This window comes from Bdellovibrio sp. GT3, assembly GCF_037996765.1.
Classification (GTDB): Bacteria; Bdellovibrionota; Bdellovibrionia; order Bdellovibrionales; family Bdellovibrionaceae; genus Bdellovibrio.
This window is the reverse complement of the sequence record NZ_JBBNAD010000005.1, coordinates 953,322-975,273: the sequence shown is the minus strand read 5'-3', so window position 1 is coordinate 975,273 and position 21,952 is coordinate 953,322. Positions and strand designations below refer to the sequence as shown.

Sequence of the window (21,952 nt, the reverse complement as noted above, 5' to 3'; positions counted from 1 at the left end):
GCAAATGAACCCCTCTTCTCGTTTCAAATTCTTGATTGCAGCCATTTTGGTTTCAGGCTGCACCAGCTCCTCTGTCCAAAAGGAGCAAGAACTCATGTCCATGCAATCTCAAGATCCTTATATTTGGCTCGAGGAAGTCGAGGGACAAAAAGCCCTGGATTTCGCGAAATCCGAGAACGACATCACGCTTAAGCATTTCAAAAATGATCCCGCATTCAAAAGCATCGAAGCTGACTATCGCAAAATCTTCCTTGCGAAAGACCGCACTCCCGCCGTCTCCCTGACAAATGGGGAACTTTACAACTTCTGGCAGGATGAAAAGAACTCCCGCGGACTATGGCGCAAAACCAGCATTGATAGCTACAAAACAGCAAATCCGAAATGGGAAGTCATTCTGGATTTGGATCAATTGGCCAAATCTGAAAAGGAAAACTGGGTATGGAAAGGCGCAAGCTTCCGCAAACCCGGATATGACCGAGTCCTTCTTCACTTGTCCCGCGGCGGAAAAGACGCTGTCGTGGTTCGTGAGTTCGACCTAAAAACAAAATCCTTTGTAAAAGATGGCTTCCAGATTCCCGAAGCAAAAACCAACGCCTATTGGAAAGACGAAAATACTCTTTTCGTTGGCACTGACTGGGGTCCAGGATCTCTGACTGACTCTGGTTACGCTCGTATCGTAAAAACATGGAAGCGCGGTACACCTCTTAGTTCAGCTGAAACTTTGGTAGAAGCCAACAAAACTGATATGTCAGCCTATGCCTACACTCAATACGACGAAGGCAAGCCCCACCATTTCTATCAAGTTCGCAAAGGCTTTTTTTCCACTAAAAATTGGTACCTGGATCCTACTGGAAAAAGCATTCAGATTCCCAAACCTGAGGATGCTGAGACCTGGGGCCTTTTCAAAGGCAATTTGTTCATCGAACTAAGATCTGATTTCAGGAACTTCAAATCAGGTTCTTTACTGGCCCTTCCATTAGATCAAATCAGCAAGGGCGATTCCGCTTTGGATAGCCTGCAGGTGGTTTTCGCTCCGACAGATAAACGTTTTATTGAAACAGCTTGCTACACAAAGAATCATCTTATCACAGTAGTTTCAGATAATATTTTGACCAAGATGGAGAAAGTCACATTCACCGCTCCAAACACCTGGAAAACAGAATCCGTTGCGTTGGGTGAAAACGGCATGGCTTCCTGTTATGACTCCGATGAAGAGTCTGACTTATACCTGGCTTCTTACACGGACTTCCTGACTCCCACTTCCACATTTGTGGGCGACGCCTCAGACGCAACCAATAAGTTTACGCTGTTAAAGGAATCACCTCGACGTTTTGATTCATCAACTCTCACGACGTCCCGCTATGAAGCCACCAGCGCAGATGGTACGAAAATCCCTTATTTCGTTGTTCACAAAAAGAACATGAAAATGGATGGCAAGAATCCAACTCTTCAATATGGCTACGGTGGGTTTCAATATTCCATGACCCCGAGTTATATGAGCGCTCTTGGTAAAGTCTGGTCTGAAAAAGGCGGCGTCTACGTTCTGACAAATCTTCGCGGTGGTGGAGAGTTCGGTCCAAATTGGCACAAAGCTGTGTTGAAAGAAAATCGCTACAAAGTCTATGAAGACAATATCGCTGTCTCTGAAGACCTGATCAAACGCGGAATCACTTCCCCGGATCATCTGGCAATTTCCGGAGGATCCAACGGAGGACTTCTGGTCGGAGCAACAATCACACTTCGCCCTGATCTGTACAATGCGGCGATCATCGCCGTGCCATTGCTGGATATGCTTCGCTACCACAAACTTCTGGCTGGTGCGAGCTGGATGGATGAGTACGGAAACCCCGATGACCCGAAAATGCGCGAGGCTATTTTGAAATACTCGCCCTATCAAAAGCTCAGCCCTTCCGCGAAATATCCGGAAGTTCTGGTTCTAACCAGCACCAAGGACGACCGCGTTCACCCTGGTCACGCAAGAAAATTTGTCGCTCGCATGAAAGAGCAAAAGCATCCCGTGTACTACTATGAAAACATCGAAGGCGGCCACGCCGGAAATGCAAATATCGAGCAGAGTATTTTGTGGGAGTCACTAAAGACGACTTACCTGTGGGAAAAATTGAAATAGGACTTTATTTTCACAAGACAAGCCTCGACAGAAATGTCGGGGCTTTTTTTATTTTCGATCGACTTGAAAGACACAATCAGAAGTCACTCCCGCCATCGTCACCGCCAGACGGTACAATCCTGAAAGCTCCAGACCAACAGTTCTGTCAGTCAGCTCCACTTGATCCATATTGCCAACCTGACCTTGATAGTCGATACGCACGCGGGAAGCACTGGGCGAGTTCTCTGCCAAATCGGTCTGTCCATTTTCGTGAATCATATGAACTGTCTTGTGGTAGGCATCGTTGCGAATTTGAGCTTTCACAATAAGGGCTTTACCAACCTCACCGTTTTTACCGAAATACGTAAAGTAGGCATCTTGAACAATAACTGCCTTGCACTCCCCGGCCCGGGCCACAACTCCCGTCCAAGTGTCATTCACCGGTGTGGCATTTGCCAACTGAGCGGCCAGATTTAACAGGAACAAAATGATTATTGCGATCGCAAACTTCATACACCCTCGATCTCGATTGAGGATGAAGTTACCATTGTGGCAATCAATGCCCAGTTACGCGGAATTCATTAAGCAGATATAAACATGGGGATGTGTTTTAGACATAAAAAAAGGGAGCCATAGGCTCCCTTTTCTGTTCTGGTCCAGATTCGGACACTCCAAATTTTAACGTTTAGAGTATTGGAATCTACGACGAGCGCCGGCTTTACCGTATTTTTTACGCTCAACCATACGAGGATCACGAGTGATGAATCCAGCTTTCTTAAGAGTTGCTTTGAACTCTGGGTTGAAAGCGATCAATGCACGAGTGATACCCAAACGGATCGCACCAGCTTGTCCAGACTCACCACCACCTGCTACAGTGATGTTTGCGTCGAACTTACCGATTTGATTCAAAAGATCCAAAGGCTGTACGATAACCATGCGAGATTGCATACGGCTAAGGTAATCTTCAGATTTTTTACCGTTGATAGTGATAGTGCCTTTACCAGGCTTCAAGAAAACACGTGCTGATGACGTTTTTCTTCTTCCAGTTGCATAAAAGAATTTTTCTGCTGCTGCCATATTCTATCCTCTCCAATTACTTCTTAGTTGGAAGTGTTAGAAGTTCTGGTTTTTGAGCAGCGTGTGGGTGCTCTGCGCCAGTGTAAGTTTTCATTTTCATGATGATATGACGAGATAGCTTGTTTGTTGGAAGCATACCGCGAACAGCTTCGTGAATGATGAAAGTTGAATCTTTCTCTTTCGCTTGAGCTGCTGTCATTTCTTTCATAGAACCGAAGAAACGAGAGTGACGGTAGTATTTTTTGTCATCCCATTTAGTTCCAGAAAGTTCCATCTTGTCCGTGTTGATCACGATAACGAAGTCACCAGTGTCTACGTTCGGAGTGTAGATAGCTTTGTTTTTACCACGAAGAATGTTTGCAACGTGTGTAGCTACACGACCAACTTTTTGGTCAGCGGCATCAACGATCAACCATTTTCTTTCAACTTCTTCTGCTTTTGCATTGAAAGTTTTCATTATTAGGGTTCTCCAGTTTAATTTGAATGTCCGGGTTTACCGTCCGTGCATTCGGCAAATATGATGTTTGAGTTTAACAACGGGCTCTTACACTATGTTTGCGGGAAGGGATGTTTTAAAGTTCTAGGCACCCATTGTCAAGGTTCTTGGGATAATAAACCTTCATAAGGTACAGGCCCTCAGCGGGCGCTGGCGGACCGGCCTTTTTACGATCCTGGGCAGCGATAATTTCCTTCATATATTCAGGACTTAGCCCTTTTTTCTCGATCATCAAGGACGTGCCCACGATGTTCCGTACCATCTGTTTCAGGAATCCACTGCCGGTCACCGTAAATTGCAAAACCCCGGATCTGCGCCACTCCCAGTCCGCTTTATAGATCTCACGGATGGTGTCTTTAACCGGTGTTCCGACCGACTGAAAGCTCTTAAAGTCTTGATTTCCCAACAGAAATTTAGAACTTTGCTTTAGATGCTCGATATCAATCGGCATTCTTTCCCAAGCCGCGTAGCGGGACAAGTGGGCACTTTTGCGGGGTTTATTCATTAATAGATAGCGGTACGTTTTATGGGTCGCCGAAAGAGTTGCGTGAAACTCTTGGGGCGCGATCCAGGCCTTTTTTACCACGATTCCGGCCGGCAACTGGGAATTCAAAGCCCAACACAGGTCCCATTTCTTAGCCGGATCAATTTTACGGGAGGTCGAGAAGTGGCAAACCTGATTCAGGGCATGAACCCCGGCATCGGTTCTGCCGGATGCAAACAACACGATCTTTTCATTGAAGATACGGCAAAGTGCTTCTTCGATAACCTGGGCCACAGAAACCTGATCCTCGGGTTTCTGTTTTTGCCAGCCACAGTATCCTGTGCCGTCGTATGCCACTGTGAATTTAACTTTGGTCGTTTGCATGCGGGAGGGTTTAGCACAAGTTCAGAGGCCAAGCATCTATTTGCTGATCCGCGCACCATTCGCGGCAGATTTTTCACGCACCTCGAATGGCCAGTGAAGACAAGGTGTCTTCAAAATGTATTCTGGATCGGTTGACTCTCCGGTTGGGTGAGATAGCCTCATCTTCAGGCGCCACTGATTTTTTGAATTTAAAACTTTAAACTTAAACAACGAGGTCCAACTTGAAATACTCAATCGCTTTACTCGCACTTATTATGTCCTGCTCATCCTTTGCCCAATCGCAAAACCAACCACCGAACCAGAATCCCGGCGGCCCCCTCCCTCCCGTAATTTTTGAACGCACGAAAGTAACGGTTAGTATCTATAAAAGAACCATTGAACGAGTGGGCGATACCTTTCAAGAACGAACAGAAGACATCTGCAAAAAAGAAGTTACGATCGAAGTACCAGATGTGCGCCACAGCAATGGCCAAACCGCAATGCCAGCACTTTCTAACGTTAGCTGCCCGGCAACTTTTGAAAACATAAACTTTGATTTGAATGTTTGGATTTACTCCATGGTAGAGCACAATCACCAAGACTTCAAATCGTACTACTCCAGTATGTCTGTGGGTAACAGACCTGAATCAAATACATCAAACATTGTTATACCTGACAGAATGATGGGTGCGACCAAACAACTTGACCTTAAAAGCATGATTTTTATGTTGGCACCGAAGCAAAGCTATTATTGCTTGGAGCAGGGACAAGCTAAGGTCAGCCGCGCGTTGCCTTATAAACAAACGAAAGACAACTGCCAAATTTTCAATCCAGTAGCTTTTGGTGCCACTGTTGAATACGAGTCTCTATAATGAGAAAAACACTTCTCGCTATAACACTTCTAATTGCGTGGACGTCTCTTTCAAGAGCCGTCTCGCGTGTTGGTGGTGGCAAAATAAGCAGCCTCTCATCTGGTTTTGAAATGATTGTTCCGCAAAACTTTACGAATCTCTTCGCAACTCGTACAGAAAGTGTTCGAGCCGAAGGTCCCCCTGTTTATGTTTACGGTCGCGGAGTGACCACACAGTTCGTGGACATCACAGAGTTTCAAGATGAGTTTGCTGACTTCACAAACTACTCGGCACTTGAAATCCGCGAACGCCTTGAGCAGTCCAAATGGAGACTCGTTTCGGAATCTGATTGTGCAATCATCATGAAAAACAACGACCCCAAAATTGTCGCATACATCGGAACATGGGGCGCTGGAAAAGGATTTGTACTAAAAGGTCTAAATCTTCCAGACGTCGACCAAGCCATGATCGGAATGTTGGGATCACTTAGAGTTACACCGGGAAGTTGCGCATGGAAGCAGTAGCCCTGGCCAAGCCTCAAATCAAATATCCAGAAATAGCGCGGTACACTTGTTACCGCGCTTTCTTGCGTGATTTCTTTGAATATAAGAAATCTTTGCGCTCGGGGTTTTCGTATCGTCAGTTTGCAGGTCTGGTGGGATTGAAAAGCCCGAACTACTTGCAGTTGGTGATTCAGGAAAAGCGCAATCTGACTGAGACGACGGGCCGTCGCTTGGCAGAGGCATTGAAGTTAAACGCCAAAGAAATAAATTACTTTGAAGCGTTGATTCGACTGCAGAACGCGGAAAACGATCTTGAGAAGGTAAAGGCACAAAAAAACGTGCATGCGTGCCTTAGAAAACTTCTGGCGCAATTCGTTCAAGAAGACGCCAGCGAAATTCTGAACAAGTGGTATCACCTGCTAATTCGCGAAATGGTTTTACTAAAAGATTTCGAAGCCAGCGGTGAATACATCTCTAAAAGAATGAACGGTATCATCAATGCCGAAGAAGCCGAACGTTCACTTAAGTTTCTACTAAGCTCTGGCTATTTGAAAAATAACGGCGGCAAGTACGAACAATGCGAACCCGTACTAGACACCGGCGTCGACATCTTCAACCACGATTTCATGCAAGCGTACCATGCTCAAACATTGAAAGTGTGGTCACAGAACATCGAAAAGCTAGGCTACAAGAACCAAGAATTGGGCTTACTAAACATCCCAATCCCGAAATCCAAGCTGCCAGAGCTACAAGAAAAAATGCGCCAATTCCAAGACGAAATCATAGGCTGGTCCCAATCCCAAAAAGACTGCGATGAACTAGTCCAACTAGGCACCTACCTAATGCACTTCCAAAACAAAAACTAACAACCCACGACTGGCGAAGGCCAGCGAGCCAGCCCCACGAAACGAGTGAGGCTGGTCAAAAACCGTCAAATGCAAGGCGCGACGAGGAAGGCGTACTCCCCGTACGCCGACGAGGATCAACGAAGCAGTTGGCGGTTTTTCACCAGTCCGTTAGTAATCGAGGGTGATGCCGGCGGAGATGATATTTGATGAGAAATCTACGTCTTCGCTGAAGGAGTACAGATAGCGGTACTCCAACGTCGCCCACAGATTGGCGATCGCGTATTCGGTGCGAAGTGTGTAGGCTGTGTCTTTGCTCATGGCGCCGATGTTGATCATCAAGCCACCGCCGCCGTAGGCTGCTGGTGTTCCGACAAAGTTAGTCGAGTTGCCATCGTCACGAAGTTCCGCGACTGGAATATAGGAACCACCGCCCACCACGTAGGGTGCCAGGATTTGCCGATCCATATATTGAAAGCGATAAGAGAAACCCAAATTCAAAGGGACGGCCAGGAATGTGTATTCTTCCATGGCTTCATCACCCGCAGCGGGATCTCCCGTTGTCGGATCGGATTCGGTGAAGCGACCCTTACCCGTTTGCATCATGAAACCAATTCCCGCCTGAATTTTGAAATTGCGGGAAGCCTTGAACGGCTGCCAGTCATAATCAAACATCAGCAACGGAGCTTGAGGTCCCGTATACATGGTTTCGAAAGTTGTCACTCCGTCAGCTGCTGTGATCTTAGGGGCATCCATCATACCGAAGCGAAACGCACCGGTTGTGCTGTAACCTTTTTTCTCGCTCGTTTTATAAACGTAAGTGCCGTCTTTTTCGATGCGAACCAAACCTACCGCTGACTGTGGATGGCGGATGTACTCGATACCGCCGGAGCGTGATTTGCTGACGACTTCCTCCGCATAGACAGGAGCTGCCGCTTTCACTGGAGTCGTTGGCTCATCAAGCAGAATCTCCCCTTCGGGAATCTCACTGGAAGGAGCGGCGATAACTGGTTCTTCATCTTCCAAAAGCAAGTCCTCGGAGGAACCCGCCTCAGGAACCATTTGATTGAGATCAACTGTATTACCACTTCCATTTCCTGCTGGGGCAGCTGGTGGCGCATTTGTTGGCGCCGGAGGTGGAACTGGTTGACCGCCACTTTGCAGGATCTCGTCCTCGATGCTTAGAGCGTCGTCGGTTTCAGCCTTCAACGGATCTGCTTGAGAATCAAATTCACTTTCATCAACAAAGGGCGGCTCTTGCGGAGCAGATTCCTGAGCGTGCGCTGTGTGAAACATTGTGACTGCCAAAAGAGCCACTAATACGAACCATAGTGATTTCACAGTTCACCCCGAACGTTACGACCAAGGATCAAGCGACGATACAATCCCCACAATGTAAGCCCTGCGAAAGCAGCAAAGCCCAATGCATACCAGAAGCCAATCGCCACGCTCATACGAGCAAAATACAGCATCGGCCACAGAACTCCACGAACTGCAATTTTAGCTGTGTCACTTTGTGCAATCATATTGGCGTAGTGGGGACTGTACTTATAATAAGTTTTTACAAACTGACGGCCCCAGGAATAAGGAAGCAAATACTTGTTTCTGAAATCACGGAAACTTTGAACCTCGGGGGCCATATCGCTGCCAAAGGCGGCCGTTGCAATAAAGCAGCTCTTATCATCAAGCAGTCCCGCAACCGGCAGAGCTGCAGCACAGAGCGTGCTGTCAGAAACAGAGCTTGGCGTGAAGTAATAAATATTCCCCGTCAGATCCCGATTCGCCATGACCAAACAGTATCTTTCGCCATTAGTTAAACCCGAAACATAGGCCTTTGGATCTGCTGGCGGTTTAACTGAAGTATTGATCGGAATTTCAAAGAAATTGGATTTATTTGTGATGCTACCACGAGTTGTCGCATCAGAATCGCCCGGGTTTTGCTTCTCGTAAAAAATCACGATACTTTTAAAATCCACACCCGTCGTGCTGGCCGGATAGTCCTCTGATACACCCGGATTTTTGATATATACTTTTCCGTCCCCTGGGAACGCCGTGAAGTTACAGAATCCGGTATTTGCTGGAGCTTGAACGCCTTCAGGACAGTCCGTATAGTCCGATGGCGCGCTGGGCGCGACAGAAGAAGTGAAGTGAAGAGTAAACGTGCCACCCGTGGTAGTACCGGTGCTGGAAGTTGCTGTGATCGTTAAATCGTGATTAAGCTTGTCTGCCAAACAAGTCGAATCATTGATTGCTTTATTGCAGATCTCACTCCATGGAACGAGGATCGTGAAAGAACCAGAACCCAAACTGATCGATGTTGGATTTACGGTTGTCGAATCGATTTTCAACGAAATATCACTCGTCGACCCAATCGTCGTAGAACTGTTCAAAACGATCGTTAAATTCAGTTCTGGATAAACAGCGTTCTTATTACAAGGAACCAACCCCGTACCAGTACAAGTATCGCAAGTGCTGCCACTGGTAACTGTATCGCAAGTTCCAGCGAAGCCACCGTAAATCACAGGTTTAGTAGGTGTGGTTACAATATCAACCGAAGTTGCGCCACCCACAGATCCATAGGTCAAAGTCGCCAAAGCCACTTTGGATATTAATAAGGATGTAGAAAATAAAGCTAATTGCTTCAACAGGCGCATATCTTAATCGAACCACTGGACGAGCCATTAGTCAAAGTAACCAGCCTGCCCAGACCTTCGTCGCACCATTTTGGAGCCTTTTTACAAGGCCCTTAGAAGAATATTTGTTCGGCTATCTGAATACCGTTCAACGCTGCACCCTTACGGATGTTATCAGACACGACCCACATCATCCAAAGCTTGGAATCCTCCGGATCACGGTGGATACGCCCCACATAAACCGGGTCTTTGCCGGAAACTTCGCGCGCCAGCGGGTAAATACTGCGCTTAGGATCATCCTGAACAACAATTCCAGGATGGGAAACCAACGCCTCGGTCACCGCTTCGCGGGTTGCATCTTTTTTCAAAGTCACCCAAACAGATTCACTGTGAGCATTCAATGCAGGAATACGCACTGTGAAAGCGGATACCTTCAACTGAGGCAATCCCAAAATCTTGCGCGTCTCCTTCATGATTTTCACTTCCTCACTGCAGAAGCCCTGATCATTGAAAGAACCAATTTGCGGAATACAATTGAACAAAATCGTGTGAGGGAATGTTTTTGGTTCGTGCTTATCATGAGAATGCTTGGAGGTTTGCTCCATCAACTCATCATATCCACCCTGCCCGGCACCACTCACTGCTTGATAAGTGCTAACGCGCACCTCATCCAAACCGAATTTTTCAGCAAGTGGCTTCAAAGCCACCACCAATTGAATAGTGGAACAGTTGGGATTTGCGATAACTTGTGGTTTGGAGTCTTTATTTACCAAGTGACCGTTCACTTCAGGAACGATCAAAACTGTGTTTGGATCCATACGGAAGGCCGCGGAATTATCAACCGCGAATGCCCCGGCTTGAACAGCTTTCGGAGCCCACTCGGCAGAGATATCATCACCGGATGAAAAGAAAACCAGATCCAGACCGTCAAAACAACCGTCTTTCAATACTTGCACGGGCCATTGCTGACCTTGCAATTCGATCTTTTTTCCAAGGGAATTTTCAGATGCGAAAGGGCGCAGTTCCGCGATAGGGAATGCGCGCTCTTCCAGAAGAGTCATAAAAGTTTGGCCGACCATACCGGTCGCGCCGACGACACCGACTTTAAGTTTTCTTTTCATCTTTCTTGGTCTCTTCCTCATCTTCTTCATAGACCAAGTCGCTCTCATGAACCTGCCCTGGAGCATATACCGAAGGCTTGATCTTGCGGATGTTTTTGCCCAGTTTGAAAACACCGAAGACTGCACCAAGAGCTGCGTAGCTCATGAACAGAACAAACAGCATCACTTCTGGACGAAGTGCTACAACTACCAGAACGCCGACACCCAAAATCAAATAACGGAATGGCAGACGCTCTTTCAAATCCAAGTCTTTAAAGCTGCGGAAACGGAAATTGGAAACCATCACCAGCGCCAACAAGATTGTCATCACCAGCAAACCGTAGTTCCCCATGGCCTCCAACTCCAGATCTTTAAATGCCAGAACTGAAGAAGCCACGATACCAGCCGCCATTGGAATTGGCAGACCTTGGAAATAGTTTTTCTCGACCACGTTCGCCTGAACGTTGAAACGCGCCAAGCGAAGTGCTCCGCAGGCCACGAACAAGAAGCAGGCAACCCAGCCCAAGCGACCGAATGGTTGCAACGCCCACAAGAACAACAATACACCCGGAGCCATACCGAAGCTAACCAGGTCACAAAGTGAATCGTATTCCGCACCGAACTTACTAGTTGAACGAGTCAAACGCGCCAAGCGGCCATCCAACTGGTCAAATACTGCAGCTACGACGATTGCGTATGCGGCCCATAGATAGTTCCCGTTGATGGATTGAATAACAGCGAAGAAGCCTGAGAACAGGTTTCCGGTCGTCATCAAGTTAGGAAGAATATAAATATACATGTGCAGGCGTTGTGCGCGTGCCTCTTCTGTATCTAGATTGGGATGATGTGCTGTGTGTTCATTTGCCATGTATCGGTTTTATCCGACATTGGCGAAAAATCCAAAGAAATAAAAGAGGATGGAAAGACCCACGGCGCTCATCAACGGCAGCGTCAGGTTGTCATCAAGCTTTCCAACGGGGATCAGCTCTGCAAATGCGCCAACAAGGCCCGCAAGCAAACTGATCACAATCACGCGATCCGTTAGATAGTTGTGATATAACAAGAATACTAATGTAAGACCCATGCAGACGAAGAATGCTGCCATAAAGCCTTGAATGGACTTGTGCCCAAAGATTTTGTCCTTACCGTACAAGATGCCAAAATAGCTGGCGATTGGATCTGCAAAAGCCAAGAACAATAACGTCAAAGCAACGATGGGACGCGGAAAAATAACGTAAACAATCAGAACACCAGTAAGTAAAAAAGTCGTACCTGCGAGTTTTTTTACTTCGCTTTGGCGCATAATGGGCTTGAAAGCATGAACTGCAATATCGTTCAGCGCGGGATAACGATGGCGCAAGAAATCAAAAGGAACGAACAAGATCCAAGCAACAACCAGAAGTGTCAAAGAAACCTTTTCTGGCAAATAAACGAAGGCCAAAAACATGGCGAAAACGGCAGACATATGCCAAATTTTTCGAGCATAGTGAATGTCCGAGCGCTTTTTTAAGTCCACCAAGTTCAAGAATCCTTCTGTAATCATTCGTGCTCAACTTAAAGGCTCAAATGAGCAAGATCAATTTAAATGATACTACTCTAGCCGCATGCATCAACCCAATGAATTAGCTCATGTAATGCAAATCAGCCAGTTCAAATATTGTGTAAAATTTCAGAGATTATGTTGTTTGAGTCGTAGCGCGAGTTGATTTGAGCAACAACCCTATTCCGCCGCATACAATCCACAAAACTCCGCAAGCCAAAATAACGGCCCGAACAGAAGTCATTTTAATCAGCCACGGTGAAGCCAAAGTGCACAACAATGTTCCAAAGGATTCCAAAGCCATGCGTAAACGAAACACCTTGGTTAAATCAGCGACCTGAAACTTTCTTTGCATGAGATCAATAAAAGCCAAGTCATTCATCGGCCCCAAAAAACCAGTGTAGATTGAAGCCACTGCAATCCAAGTTACGGTGGGAGCCAAGCCAATCCATACAACTCCAACTCCCCACAACACATAACCCAAATACATCAACCACAACAAACGATGTCCCGCCCGTTTTAGATTGCCGAAATACACCGCCCCCAATAAATTTCCCACACCATAAGTTGCCATGACCAAACCAAACATTCGAGCATCGCCACCGGTGATTTCATGGATTAACAATGCAAACCCGACAATCACCGCCAAATTCCAGGCTCCTGCAGTGAGAGCGCGCGAAACAAAAACATATCTCATGCCGACATGTCCTTCGATCAACTTAAATCCCGCCATAATGGCATCACCAAAACCAATTCGGCCCTTGGGCTGTACGATGTTTTCCGGCAGGTATTTCTTCAAAGACCAAATGGAAACTGCCGAGATCAAAAATGTAAAAGCATCGATCGTAAAAAAATGAATCATCGGAACGATTGCCGCAAGCAAACCCACGACAGCAGGCCCCACCATGCGTGCTCCGCGAATTGTCGTTGCCATCAAGCCATTCGTGGATTGCATTGTTTCAAAATCTTTTGCCAAAATCGGAATCATCGCTTGGGTCGCGGGATCAAAGAAAGCGCTTAATGAAGACAATATCAAAGCCATCACAATCAACAGCGACAGAGGCACCGGAATAAAAAAAGAAACGAAAACAGGAATGAGCACGATCACCATGCGCACCAGATCTACCCGGATCATTGTTTGATGGGGATTCCAACGATCCGCCCACTTGCCACCAATAAAACTTAGCAACATCAACGAAGCCGTCTGGCCTGCCGCCAGATAACCGGTGTTTGCTCCCATCAAACTGACAGCAAACCACGTCAAGCCGACCCGGTATATCTCATCACCAATGGATGAAAACGCCTGCCCCAGCCAAAGTCGTTGCAGTTGCGGTTGTCGAAGAGCCTTGATCATAAATTCTTTCTTACTGAGCTATTCTTATTGGGCGATGTAGTACACGCCGACTTCAGGTGCGGGGCACGCATCCTTAAACAGGCGAGAGTGCGCAGGCACAAGATAGACTCGCCTCCACTGGTAGCCATCCTGGGAAATTACTTTTCCTGGTCTTGGATCAATAAACACAATATCTCCAGGATTCAACTGCCCACAAGCTTTTGCTTTGGTGGATGGTTGAAGGCGAATATTGCGCTTATCTTTTGAAGTGAATTTGGCATAGCTGGAATCAACATCCTTGGGCAAACCACCAATCCACTTGGAGACCAAGGCATTCAAACGCTCCCCTTCCGGTGTGCCAAAAAACTGGGGTTTATCCAAGGGTGGCATCGGCGTGTAACCTTCCAGTCGAGCAATCGAACCGTACAACTTACTGCGCTCCAGATCCTGAGGAACAATCCATCCATTTTTAACCAGGAAATCCAGGTTGCTGAATCGATCCTTGGCCACATCATCTGCTTGCAGATTGCCGTGACAACCCAGGCAGTTGTTTTGGATTAGCTGAGTCTGAACGGCACGATAGCCTTTGTCCAGTTCCGGATTGTTTTTAATCGCCGATCTCCATGCAAGCATTTGCACCTGAGGATCAAACACCACTGTGGAGCGATCACAAGGCTCGCGATAGTTTGCTGAATTTGTTCTGGCCAATCTGACAATGGTGCGACTTTCGCGATCTTCCACGATCCAAAGCGATCCGTCACTGGCTTCGGTGAATGCCACCGGAGCACCCTTGGGACGTACACCCTTCACTTCATTCCATTTGGAAATCACTTCCACGTATGAAGAATGTCGTTCCATACCACCTCGGGGTTGAAATGGTTTGGAAATAGGACAGGCACCCGGTTGATTGAACTGATAGGACGCCTTGGTCTGTGATTCCAATACCGGCAAACCTTTTTCATCCACCGTATAGGCCACAATTCTTTGTCCCATTGGTTGGTAACCATGCCAGGTGACCAATAGTTTTCCGCCGATCAAATCACTGAACATGCCACCACGATAGTAGTCCATATGCAGAGGAGCCACATGCGGAGGCATCAGAATGTACGGCGCACGATACTCTCCCATTCCCCTCGCATCTTTGAGTGCACAGTTGATGGGCTTGCGAAACTGTTTGTGAATCGGAAGCTTGCTGTTTTCCGGGAACTCCCACTCTGGAGAGGTCGCGTGAAAGTTATAGCAATACGGCCATCCGTAATTCCCGGTCGTGCCGCTTTCCAAATCTATGACATTGATCTCTTCATAGGGTTCTTCCAACTCCGGAAAGTCCCGGCCGTTTTCACCCTGCACCAGGAATCCTGCATTCGAAATCGCCATTGCCATGGAGTTGCGAAGTCCCGCAGCTGTCACTTCATAGTTTTCAATACCTTCTGGCGGCAGATTTCTTAGTTTGGTTGCAGGAATTCGGTAGATAGCGCCATTACCCTCAGCCTCGACTTCGCTGCAGTACTTGTATTCGCCAGTACCCTCAACGGTGCAGTGATCACTTGGTGAGCCTGAATTGATATACATGTCTCCGTTTCGCGGATCAAAAACGAATTGCGACAGTGGGTGCATGTAACCAGTTTTTCGATCCAGATTGGAAAACACCAGTCTCCAATTTATTAGTTTTCCCTGATTAAACTGAAATTTTGAAATTTGATTTTTCTCGCCGATATAAAAGAATCCATCCGGCCCCAATCTCAATCCGTGAGGATTATCCAAACCCGCTTTCAACAACGTGATTTGATAAGTGCCGCCGGAACCAGGTTTCAACAAGAACAGACGACCATTCTTTGGCCCCCAGCCTCCCATATCCACAACCAGAAATTGATTTGAATTGGCAATTTGCAAAATAGTGCGCGGCTTGATGAAACCTTTGTTGGTTGCCGGATCCAATGCACGATCACGTGGTATCACCATCCCCAGACATGTTCCGGGCATAGTCTCCACCATCAAGCGCGGAAAACCATCACAAGATCTGTCCGTTGGATCATAAAGGTAACCACTTTTATCCAAAACCATGCGAGATGAGGCCGCGGAGCGCTTGATGGATTCTGCTTCCCTGTTTACGGAAGTACATTGAACAAGCAAAACGGCGAAGGCGAGCAAAAACACGCGCATAAAAGATCCTCTATTGGTGGTTCTTTTATTTTGCGAAGAATATCTTAAAAAGGAAATGATGAATTAAATCTTGGTCGAGCTGATGCGAATGATTTCTTCGACCTTGCGACCGGCTTTTTCATAGCGGATGGCAATTTCGTTCTGACCAGGTTGCAACTGAATCAAATCTGTTTGGTAACGATCAGAACCACGATCAAATACAGATGCTGTATAGCCGTTGCTCTTGTTAACGATTTGAATCTGTCCAACGCTTACACCGGTCGTGCAGTTTTTGCCTTTGAATTGAATATAACCAGCGTTCACTTCAAGTTGACCTGTCTTACCTTTGCAATTCAAATCCACGTCAGCGGACTCATGCAGGGAAGAACCGATTTTTTGTGGAGCCACAGTCGTCGCAGGAATTGAAGCGGGACGACGATTGGTTTCTTTAGCAATGACAGTTGTTGCAACCTGCTGCTCGTCTTGAACGGCAGCATCCTCTTCTGTCAAACTTGCAAATGTACGTACCCCCAGGAGTAAAACCAGGACGAATGTAATTGCAATAAATTGAACTTCAGAGGCAGCACGTTTAAACATGCTTCCTTGATCGGAGTTCCGTAGCAGGACTTTAGCCGTATCAATTTGAGAAACAGTGCAAACTCCCCCTCGTAGGTCGGGAAAAATCTGTTGAATTACAATTGGTGGGCAATGGAAGTTTTAAGAGCGAAACTGAGGCGGAAAAAATTTTGAATTTTTCGGCGTAAGTCCCGCCAAGAACCGCAGCCAGAGCTGAAAAGAAAAGACCCTCCGTTGTGGAGGGTCTTCAAATTGAGACTATTTTTTATCAATACTGATTGCGAACTTTTTAACCCCGGCACCTTTGACGATGTCCAGTAGTCCGACCACTTTACCGTGAGGCACATCTTTATCCGCTGAAATAATGGCCTGAACTTCTGTATTCTTAGTCACTTCTTCCATCGCCTTGGCTTTAACCGTGGCTTCGTCGACGAAAGCTCCGTTCAGATTAATTCGACCATCTGCTGTCAGGGAAATATTCAGTTTACTTGGTGCTGTTTGGTCCCCGCTGGCTGCCTTTGGTAGATTCACGTTAATTGACGGCTTGATGAACATGGGCGCTGTCACCATGAAGATGATCAGAACCACCAGGATGATATCCACCAATGGGACAACGTTAATGTCCGCTATGGCTTCGTTGTTTTCCCCATTCTTCATTGCCATGGTTTAGATACCTTTTTTCTTAGCATAAGCAAGAGTCAGCTCTTTCACACTCTCAAGAGAGTTGAAGATGCCACGCACTTGTTTGCTGTAGTAGTTGTAAGCAATAACTGCCGGAATCGCCACGAAAAGACCTGCCGCCGTAGCGACCAAGGCCATGGAGATACCTGCCATTACCGTTTGCTGACCTGCTTCCGGTGCTGTTGCCAGGTCGTTGAACGCTTTCATGATACCCAGAACCGTACCGAACAATCCAATGTACGGAGCGTTCGAACCCAAAGTAGCCAGGAAGTTCAGATATCTTTCCAAATCCGGGCGCTCTGTCAGTGCGAATGTGTTAAAGATCTCTTCCAAACCTTTGCTGCCAGTTGCGCGCAAATGTTTCATTGCCTGTCCTGCAGCACGACCCTCCAAAGAGTCCGGATCTTTCGCCAGGTCTTCAATGTCTTCAACGCTATTGCTTTGAATCGCCAATTTAATTTTAGCGCGAACACGTTGTGACTCTGAGTTCACTTTTCTTAACGCAAAGAATCTTTCCAAAATCATTCCGATACTTAGAATGCTCAGAACCAACAATAACCACAACACAACCTGATCGGCTAAATGTGCAACTCCAAAAACTTTCTCTGCAAGCATCGAGATGTCCTTTCAAAACTTTGACTAGCAAAAATTATTGATCCATTATCTCTAGATCAATGTCATACGGTCAAGATATGCAGAGAATCATTTTAGCTTTCACACTGTGCGTATTGAGCTTGGTCCAGATTGGTTGCCAATCAAGTGACAAGAGTTCAATCCTCGTTATCGCTGCAGATAATTTTGCTGTGTCTGATGTCAATTGCTCGAGCGATGGACACGCAGGTACTAAGTCTGGCTTTCAATTGCTTTGCAACGAGTCGGTCCGTTTTACCCACGCATTTACAACCTCCACCCTTAGCACCCCTGCACTCGGCTCCATCCTGACAGGTCTTTACCCGTATCAGCACAAGGTGCGACACAATGGGGGGCCCGGCTTGGCCGCCGAAATTGAACTGGCATCCGAAGCTGCTGTTTATCAAAATTACCGCACCAGTTTCTTTACCGGAGGAGCTCCGATATTTCGACGCTCCGGACTAAATCAGGGCTTCGAACTTTTTGATGACAGCATCACCCCGGGATTTTCAAGTCTTTACCGCCCCTTTAAGAAGAGCGCCGAAAACTTTATGCAGTGGCTCCGTCACGACGTGGGCAACGAACCGTACTTCAGTGTCCTTTATGCTCCCGATTTGCAATTTACCAATACCGTCACAACCACGGAGCTTGGCGAAACCAGAAATCTGAGCTTTGAGTCCCAAGTGGATGAGTTTGATGAAAGCCTTTATGAGCTGATCACACAGATCAAGTCCGCTCGCCGGTGGGAAAACACCACCGTGATTCTGGTTGGCTTGAGTGGCCACAACAACGGCGACCGCCGGGATCGTCGTGACTTCCCGACCTTGAATCTGAATTCTGAAAACACTCAAGTGGCCCTTTTAATCAAGCCTGCGCAAAAAAAGAAAAAGGGCGACGAACCCATCTATTGGAAAGCCGATCAAAACGTCACTTTGGCTGATGTCGGCAAGACACTGTTTGAACTCCTTGGCGAGAGTGTGGTCGAAAATGACGGTGGTGACTTCCCGGTTCACTCTTTAACGGGTGTACTAAAAAGCCCCGAAGCCAATTGGTCAGAGGATCGTCCTTTTCCCATAGAGTCCGCGTGGGCTCTGTGGCGCAATGCCGGTCCTTTGCGGGTCGCAGTCATTTCTCAACACGTTCTTTACATCAACGATGAAGTTCCGAAGCTTTACAATACTCTGGTGGACCGCATGGAGGCGACACCTCTGCCACTGTTACAGCAAAGTCTTTTACCCACGACAAACCGCCTGCAAAGCCTGATCAAAAAGAACCAATTCCCCGCCTACACGCCTTTGAACTCGGAGTGGCTGGCCAAGTTATCCATTCCCTATAACCGCTGGACTCGCCCGGATCAGGAGCCGTTCCTGTTGCGTGATTTAAAACGACTGGGCAACAACCACGCTTATAAAAATCTGAATATTTTAAATTGGACTGCGCAAGTCTCCCTGAACCAAAGAGACTGGGAAACCCTGAAGAACCTGGGAATAAAAAATGGCGTAAGCGTCTGGCAGTATGTCGGCGAAAAGAATCTTAATGCCAAGAATCCAAAGACGTCAGATCCCTGCATCGAACTGCTCACTTCCAAAGAAGTGGATGCGACTCGTATGAAAAATTGCAATGATCCTTTGTTCCTGGATTTGGTCGACTGGCTGCGTGCCGATGTGCGTGGACTGGCCAAGGATACCCAACGCAAAAAATTCGAGCGTTCATTTAAGAACTATATGCTCGATCAGGAAATTCAGCGCAACAACATCGCTTTGGGATTAATCTGGGATACGTCACGGGAAAATCTCTACGCACCGTCTCGTGCCGAACTGGCTTTACACCTTCCTGAAAATGCGAAAATTCGCACTCAGGTTTACAAATCAATGACGACAATTGACAAGGAAGACAACTAAACTGCGATCATGCCCATCCAAAACGGCAACTCGGGCTCTTCCTGAACCATGGCGTGGGTCAGAAGATTCAAATCGGTTTCGTAAGAGTTCAATCCCCACAACGCCGTTGCGACGGAAGTACCTGCAAATAAAACCAATTTATCACCCTCGGCAACATGGGTATGACCCGTTTGTATGTTGCACGTTGGATCCAGCCCCAAAAGCTGGGCCGGCAATGGCGGCAAGGCTTCGCGATCGCGCAACTCAGACGCAAGATCCGTGGCGATACTTAAAGGCTGCAAACGCTGATTCGATCTTTGCACAAAAATACTGGGTGCCCCCACTTGCGCCCAGGCAACCTGGGAGCCGCGTTTGAACAACGCCAAAACCTCGACGCCTGATGCGTACTCTTTGCGGTTCTCGCCGCGATAAAGAGCATCGTTTGCAATCATCAAAGCTGTACGAACGTAGTTGGCTTCATCACTGATACAAGTCAGAAACTCAAATGGCGAAGTCACTTCAACGTCGGCTTTTGCGGCACTGACATACTTAACCACTTCGTTCAGCGCTCTTTCGCCATGTTCAGGCTGTCCCCAGGATGTGACCACCACAATGAGTGACCCATCCTCTTCAACGTGAATCAGGGGTTTAGGACGCAGGATTTTTCCACTATAGGACCGCTCTTGAAGCTTCATTTACAGCGCTCCATATTTTTTCAATTTAATATGAGCCTTACGGTAGTATTCACCATCAGGAATATCCAGCTCCAAAATCTTCTTCCACTTATCCTTGGCACCAGCTTTGGATTCACCGCCATCGACGTTACCGAAGCTTTCCTCCAGAATACCCTCTTGATACAGGGTCATCATTTGCTTGCGCAATTCTGTCACACGACGATCAATTTTCTCTGGCAACTCTGGATTTTCCGGATCAATCCCCTTGGCTTTTCTAAGAGCCAGAATGGCCCCCTTCAAATTGCCTGCCTGATAAAGTTTTTCAGCCTCTCCCTGCAGAGCCGCTGTTTTTGAATTCATCTGACTGCGAATCGAAGCAATGCTACGGGTCGCCTGCGCTTTATAGCTGTTGGGATCCGGAAGTCTTGACGACAAAACTTTTTCATAAGCCTCGATGATATCCAGTGGCTTTTGAGAGCTCTTATGTATCGACTGTGCTTTATCATAAATAGCCTTCAAACGGGCCACTTGCGCCTGATACTCAGCTCTTTGCGCCTTTTGCGCTTCACGATTGGTGGTGATCACCTCGACTTGAGTTTTCAAATCCATGATCTTAGGATGATCCGGATTGAACTGCATCACACTGGATAAACATTCATCCAGTTCATCCATGGTGCTGTTTGGAGTGATTTTCTTTTGGCAGACAGCAACCTGATTCTGAATTTTCGCCTCAGCCTCAGCTTTGGCTCTTTCCCGCTCTTCCTCACGATCGCTCATCTGCTTGATGTAGATGGCCTCTTTGGCAAGACGTTGAATTTCCTTGGTGTCCTCGTAGTCCGGCACCATCTCGTGAATCTTTACGATTTCATCCTGCGCGAGTTGATATTTACCCTGCATATAAAGATTCTTGGCATCTTTATATCTTTGGCGAACCAAGGCCTGTTGCTCGGGCTTTAACTTGTTAAACACTTCTTGCGGGGAACCCGGAGCCACCACCGTACCAGCGGATTTAGGCCCATCAGTTTTCTTCTCGCCTCCGCTGAACAGATAAGCCACCAATAACACGGCGACCGCACCACCAATAATTTTTGGACGATGCTTTTGAAAATCAAATTTGCCTTTTCCTTCGGGCGGCGGTGCCACAGGTCCTGGCATTTGGCCATACTGCGGCTGATACTGCATCGGAACTCCGCCCTGTTGCTGATAAGGCGCAATACCGTAGCCCTGATCGTAACCGGCAGGAACCGCATTTTGGTTCATTTGCACCAGCGGATTCGGCGGTGCCACCTTCACCATATCCAAACGGCTCTGGAAGTGAGCATCATGCAGCTCAAAGTACAGATAGTTATCCAACACCGTGATCGCATCACCGCTGCGAATCGCCGTCATGTCAGTGGAAGAAATCGGATTTCCGTTCAAAAGAGTTCCGTTCACACTGCCCAGATCGATGATTTGATACTGATTGCCATTCCTGCGCAGCTCAAATTGACGACGACTGACCCGTTGATCTTTGATTTGAATATTACAAGAGGCATCGCGACCTGCAATCCAAGAATCTCCCTCATCCAAACGGATAAGTTCTTTGGCGTCACCTGATGCATCCACGATCTTAATGAATGCCGCTGTCGGAGCCGCACCCACAATGGTTTTCTCCGCACCCATTTCACCCTGAACCGCTGGCAAGTAACTTGCCTCCGGAGCCGGTGCAGGGTTCACATCTACAACTGCGGGTTGCACATTGGCAGATGAGCTCAGGAAATCAAATTCATAAGGTGGAATTGTGAAATTAAAACCGTGATCCAACGAAATTTGCTGAACCGGCTCACCATTGACCATCACTTCGCCATAACGTGAAACAACCTGCAAAGTCCATTGGCCATTTTCAGAGGAAATTTTAAAATGCTCTCTGGAAATGCCTTTTTCCGGCTGCAATACGATATCGCAGTCTTCCTTACGACCTGCCACATAGGAGCGGCCGTCTTCCAAAGGCATATTATAAACTGTCTTACCACGAAGGCGAACTATCAGATGTGCCAT

Annotated in this window: 21 protein-coding genes; 5 read left to right on the top strand and 16 right to left on the bottom strand. The window is 47.2% G+C overall.

Features of this window, described 5'->3' with window-relative positions; genetic code table 11:
* Positions 1-4: 4 nt before the first annotated feature.
* On the top strand, positions 5-2,128 hold the full coding sequence (locus AAAA73_RS12140; protein WP_340598586.1) for a prolyl oligopeptidase family serine peptidase: 2,124 nt from the start codon (positions 5-7) through the stop codon (positions 2,126-2,128).
* A 48-nt stretch (positions 2,129-2,176) separates the two neighbouring features.
* On the opposite strand, the gene AAAA73_RS12135 is transcribed toward AAAA73_RS12140, so the two are convergent.
* The 4 genes from AAAA73_RS12135 to truA all read right to left on the bottom strand — a co-directional run bounded on the left by AAAA73_RS12135 (position 2,177) and on the right by truA (position 4,548).
* Positions 2,177-2,620 carry a hypothetical protein gene (locus tag AAAA73_RS12135; protein WP_340598585.1) on the bottom strand — a complete coding sequence of 148 codons (444 nt, stop codon included), beginning with the start codon at positions 2,618-2,620 and terminating at the stop codon, positions 2,177-2,179.
* A gap of 165 nt (positions 2,621-2,785) precedes the next feature.
* On the bottom strand, positions 2,786-3,184 hold the full coding sequence (gene rpsI / locus AAAA73_RS12130; RefSeq protein WP_340598584.1) for a 30S ribosomal protein S9: 399 nt from the start codon (positions 3,182-3,184) through the stop codon (positions 2,786-2,788).
* Positions 3,185-3,200: 16 nt separating this feature from the next.
* Positions 3,201-3,641, bottom strand: coding sequence for a 50S ribosomal protein L13 (rplM, locus tag AAAA73_RS12125; protein WP_413583374.1), 441 nt, complete (start codon positions 3,639-3,641; stop codon positions 3,201-3,203).
* A gap of 115 nt (positions 3,642-3,756) precedes the next feature.
* Positions 3,757-4,548, bottom strand: coding sequence for a tRNA pseudouridine(38-40) synthase TruA (truA, locus tag AAAA73_RS12120; protein WP_340598583.1), 792 nt, complete (start codon positions 4,546-4,548; stop codon positions 3,757-3,759).
* Between the two features lie 221 nt (positions 4,549-4,769).
* Between truA and AAAA73_RS12115 the strand changes: the two genes are divergently transcribed.
* Genes AAAA73_RS12115 through AAAA73_RS12105 form a run of 3 tightly spaced genes read left to right on the top strand, consistent with a single transcriptional unit; the run spans position 4,770 to position 6,747 of the window.
* The gene (locus tag AAAA73_RS12115) at positions 4,770-5,399 is read left to right on the top strand and encodes a hypothetical protein (RefSeq protein ID WP_340598582.1); all 630 of its coding nucleotides are present in this window, start codon (positions 4,770-4,772) and stop codon (positions 5,397-5,399) included.
* Positions 5,399-5,902: a hypothetical protein gene (locus AAAA73_RS12110; RefSeq protein ID WP_340598580.1), complete on the top strand. Its 504-nt coding sequence runs from the start codon at positions 5,399-5,401 to the stop codon at positions 5,900-5,902. Before AAAA73_RS12115 ends, AAAA73_RS12110 begins: the two co-directional genes overlap by 1 nt.
* Positions 5,890-6,747: a TIGR02147 family protein gene (locus AAAA73_RS12105; RefSeq protein WP_340598579.1), complete on the top strand. Its 858-nt coding sequence runs from the start codon at positions 5,890-5,892 to the stop codon at positions 6,745-6,747. The genes AAAA73_RS12110 and AAAA73_RS12105 overlap by 13 nt, the downstream gene beginning before the upstream one ends.
* Before the next feature lie 150 nt (positions 6,748-6,897).
* Here AAAA73_RS12105 and AAAA73_RS12100 read toward each other — a convergent pair whose 3' ends face one another.
* From AAAA73_RS12100 to AAAA73_RS12055, 10 genes are all read right to left on the bottom strand, one after another.
* The gene (locus AAAA73_RS12100; protein ID WP_340598578.1) at positions 6,898-8,067 is read right to left on the bottom strand and encodes a hypothetical protein; all 1,170 of its coding nucleotides are present in this window, start codon (positions 8,065-8,067) and stop codon (positions 6,898-6,900) included.
* A complete protein-coding gene (locus AAAA73_RS12095; protein WP_340598577.1) occupies positions 8,064-9,380 on the bottom strand; it encodes a CFI-box-CTERM domain-containing protein in 1,317 nt (438 codons plus the stop codon). The genes AAAA73_RS12100 and AAAA73_RS12095 overlap by 4 nt, the downstream gene beginning before the upstream one ends.
* Positions 9,381-9,472: 92 nt before the next feature.
* Positions 9,473-10,480, bottom strand: a complete 1,008-nt coding sequence (locus AAAA73_RS12090) for an aspartate-semialdehyde dehydrogenase (RefSeq protein ID WP_340598576.1) — start codon at positions 10,478-10,480, stop codon at positions 9,473-9,475.
* On the bottom strand, positions 10,464-11,327 hold the full coding sequence (gene pssA / locus AAAA73_RS12085; protein WP_340598575.1) for a CDP-diacylglycerol--serine O-phosphatidyltransferase: 864 nt from the start codon (positions 11,325-11,327) through the stop codon (positions 10,464-10,466). The genes AAAA73_RS12090 and pssA overlap by 17 nt, the downstream gene beginning before the upstream one ends.
* A 9-nt stretch (positions 11,328-11,336) precedes the next feature.
* Complete coding sequence (locus AAAA73_RS12080) at positions 11,337-11,924, bottom strand: diacylglycerol/polyprenol kinase family protein (RefSeq protein ID WP_340598574.1); 588 nt, start codon at positions 11,922-11,924, stop codon at positions 11,337-11,339.
* A gap of 211 nt (positions 11,925-12,135) precedes the next feature.
* A complete protein-coding gene (locus tag AAAA73_RS12075) occupies positions 12,136-13,353 on the bottom strand; it encodes an MFS transporter (RefSeq protein ID WP_340598573.1) in 1,218 nt (405 codons plus the stop codon).
* A gap of 24 nt (positions 13,354-13,377) precedes the next feature.
* Positions 13,378-15,495: a PQQ-dependent sugar dehydrogenase gene (locus AAAA73_RS12070; protein WP_340598572.1), complete on the bottom strand. Its 2,118-nt coding sequence runs from the start codon at positions 15,493-15,495 to the stop codon at positions 13,378-13,380.
* A gap of 63 nt (positions 15,496-15,558) precedes the next feature.
* Positions 15,559-16,071, bottom strand: a complete 513-nt coding sequence (locus tag AAAA73_RS12065) for a hypothetical protein (protein WP_340598571.1) — start codon at positions 16,069-16,071, stop codon at positions 15,559-15,561.
* A 237-nt stretch (positions 16,072-16,308) separates the two neighbouring features.
* Positions 16,309-16,713, bottom strand: coding sequence for an ExbD/TolR family protein (locus tag AAAA73_RS12060; protein ID WP_340598570.1), 405 nt, complete (start codon positions 16,711-16,713; stop codon positions 16,309-16,311).
* Positions 16,714-16,716: 3 nt separating this feature from the next.
* Positions 16,717-17,346 (bottom strand): MotA/TolQ/ExbB proton channel family protein, encoded by a 630-nt coding sequence (locus tag AAAA73_RS12055; RefSeq protein WP_340598569.1) that lies wholly within the window; start codon positions 17,344-17,346, stop codon positions 16,717-16,719.
* Positions 17,347-17,405: 59 nt separating this feature from the next.
* Between AAAA73_RS12055 and AAAA73_RS12050 the strand changes: the two genes are divergently transcribed.
* Positions 17,406-19,262, top strand: a complete 1,857-nt coding sequence (locus AAAA73_RS12050) for a sulfatase-like hydrolase/transferase (RefSeq protein WP_340598568.1) — start codon at positions 17,406-17,408, stop codon at positions 19,260-19,262.
* Here AAAA73_RS12050 and AAAA73_RS12045 read toward each other — a convergent pair.
* Together AAAA73_RS12045 and AAAA73_RS12040 are read right to left on the bottom strand one after the other, a co-directional pair.
* Positions 19,259-19,936 carry a hypothetical protein gene (locus AAAA73_RS12045; protein WP_340598567.1) on the bottom strand — a complete coding sequence of 226 codons (678 nt, stop codon included), beginning with the start codon at positions 19,934-19,936 and terminating at the stop codon, positions 19,259-19,261. The two genes, AAAA73_RS12050 and AAAA73_RS12045, sit on opposite strands and share 4 nt — an antisense overlap.
* Positions 19,937-21,952, bottom strand: a complete 2,016-nt coding sequence (locus AAAA73_RS12040; protein ID WP_340598566.1) for an FHA domain-containing protein — start codon at positions 21,950-21,952, stop codon at positions 19,937-19,939. It abuts the gene before it with no gap.

What these genes read in the sequence shown, in the direction of transcription:
- AAAA73_RS12140 (WP_340598586.1), top strand. Translation starts at nt 5, where the DNA reads ATGAACCCCTCTTCTCGTTTCAAATTCTTGATTGCAGCCATTTTGGTT.
- AAAA73_RS12135 (WP_340598585.1), bottom strand. Translation starts at nt 2,620, where the DNA reads ATGAAGTTTGCGATCGCAATAATCATTTTGTTCCTGTTAAATCTGGCC.
- rpsI (WP_340598584.1), bottom strand. Translation starts at nt 3,184, where the DNA reads ATGGCAGCAGCAGAAAAATTCTTTTATGCAACTGGAAGAAGAAAAACG.
- rplM (WP_413583374.1), bottom strand. Translation starts at nt 3,641, where the DNA reads ATGAAAACTTTCAATGCAAAAGCAGAAGAAGTTGAAAGAAAATGGTTG.
- truA (WP_340598583.1), bottom strand. Translation starts at nt 4,548, where the DNA reads ATGCAAACGACCAAAGTTAAATTCACAGTGGCATACGACGGCACAGGA.
- AAAA73_RS12110 (WP_340598580.1), top strand. Translation starts at nt 5,399, where the DNA reads ATGAGAAAAACACTTCTCGCTATAACACTTCTAATTGCGTGGACGTCT.
- AAAA73_RS12105 (WP_340598579.1), top strand. Translation starts at nt 5,890, where the DNA reads ATGGAAGCAGTAGCCCTGGCCAAGCCTCAAATCAAATATCCAGAAATA.
- AAAA73_RS12095 (WP_340598577.1), bottom strand. Translation starts at nt 9,380, where the DNA reads ATGCGCCTGTTGAAGCAATTAGCTTTATTTTCTACATCCTTATTAATA.
- AAAA73_RS12090 (WP_340598576.1), bottom strand. Translation starts at nt 10,480, where the DNA reads ATGAAAAGAAAACTTAAAGTCGGTGTCGTCGGCGCGACCGGTATGGTC.
- pssA (WP_340598575.1), bottom strand. Translation starts at nt 11,327, where the DNA reads ATGGCAAATGAACACACAGCACATCATCCCAATCTAGATACAGAAGAG.
- AAAA73_RS12080 (WP_340598574.1), bottom strand. Translation starts at nt 11,924, where the DNA reads ATGTCTGCCGTTTTCGCCATGTTTTTGGCCTTCGTTTATTTGCCAGAA.
- AAAA73_RS12075 (WP_340598573.1), bottom strand. Translation starts at nt 13,353, where the DNA reads ATGATCAAGGCTCTTCGACAACCGCAACTGCAACGACTTTGGCTGGGG.
- AAAA73_RS12070 (WP_340598572.1), bottom strand. Translation starts at nt 15,495, where the DNA reads ATGCGCGTGTTTTTGCTCGCCTTCGCCGTTTTGCTTGTTCAATGTACT.
- AAAA73_RS12065 (WP_340598571.1), bottom strand. Translation starts at nt 16,071, where the DNA reads ATGTTTAAACGTGCTGCCTCTGAAGTTCAATTTATTGCAATTACATTC.
- AAAA73_RS12060 (WP_340598570.1), bottom strand. Translation starts at nt 16,713, where the DNA reads ATGGCAATGAAGAATGGGGAAAACAACGAAGCCATAGCGGACATTAAC.
- AAAA73_RS12055 (WP_340598569.1), bottom strand. Translation starts at nt 17,346, where the DNA reads ATGCTTGCAGAGAAAGTTTTTGGAGTTGCACATTTAGCCGATCAGGTT.
- AAAA73_RS12050 (WP_340598568.1), top strand. Translation starts at nt 17,406, where the DNA reads ATGTCATACGGTCAAGATATGCAGAGAATCATTTTAGCTTTCACACTG.
- AAAA73_RS12045 (WP_340598567.1), bottom strand. Translation starts at nt 19,936, where the DNA reads ATGAAGCTTCAAGAGCGGTCCTATAGTGGAAAAATCCTGCGTCCTAAA.
- AAAA73_RS12040 (WP_340598566.1), bottom strand. Translation starts at nt 21,952, where the DNA reads ATGGCACATCTGATAGTTCGCCTTCGTGGTAAGACAGTTTATAATATG.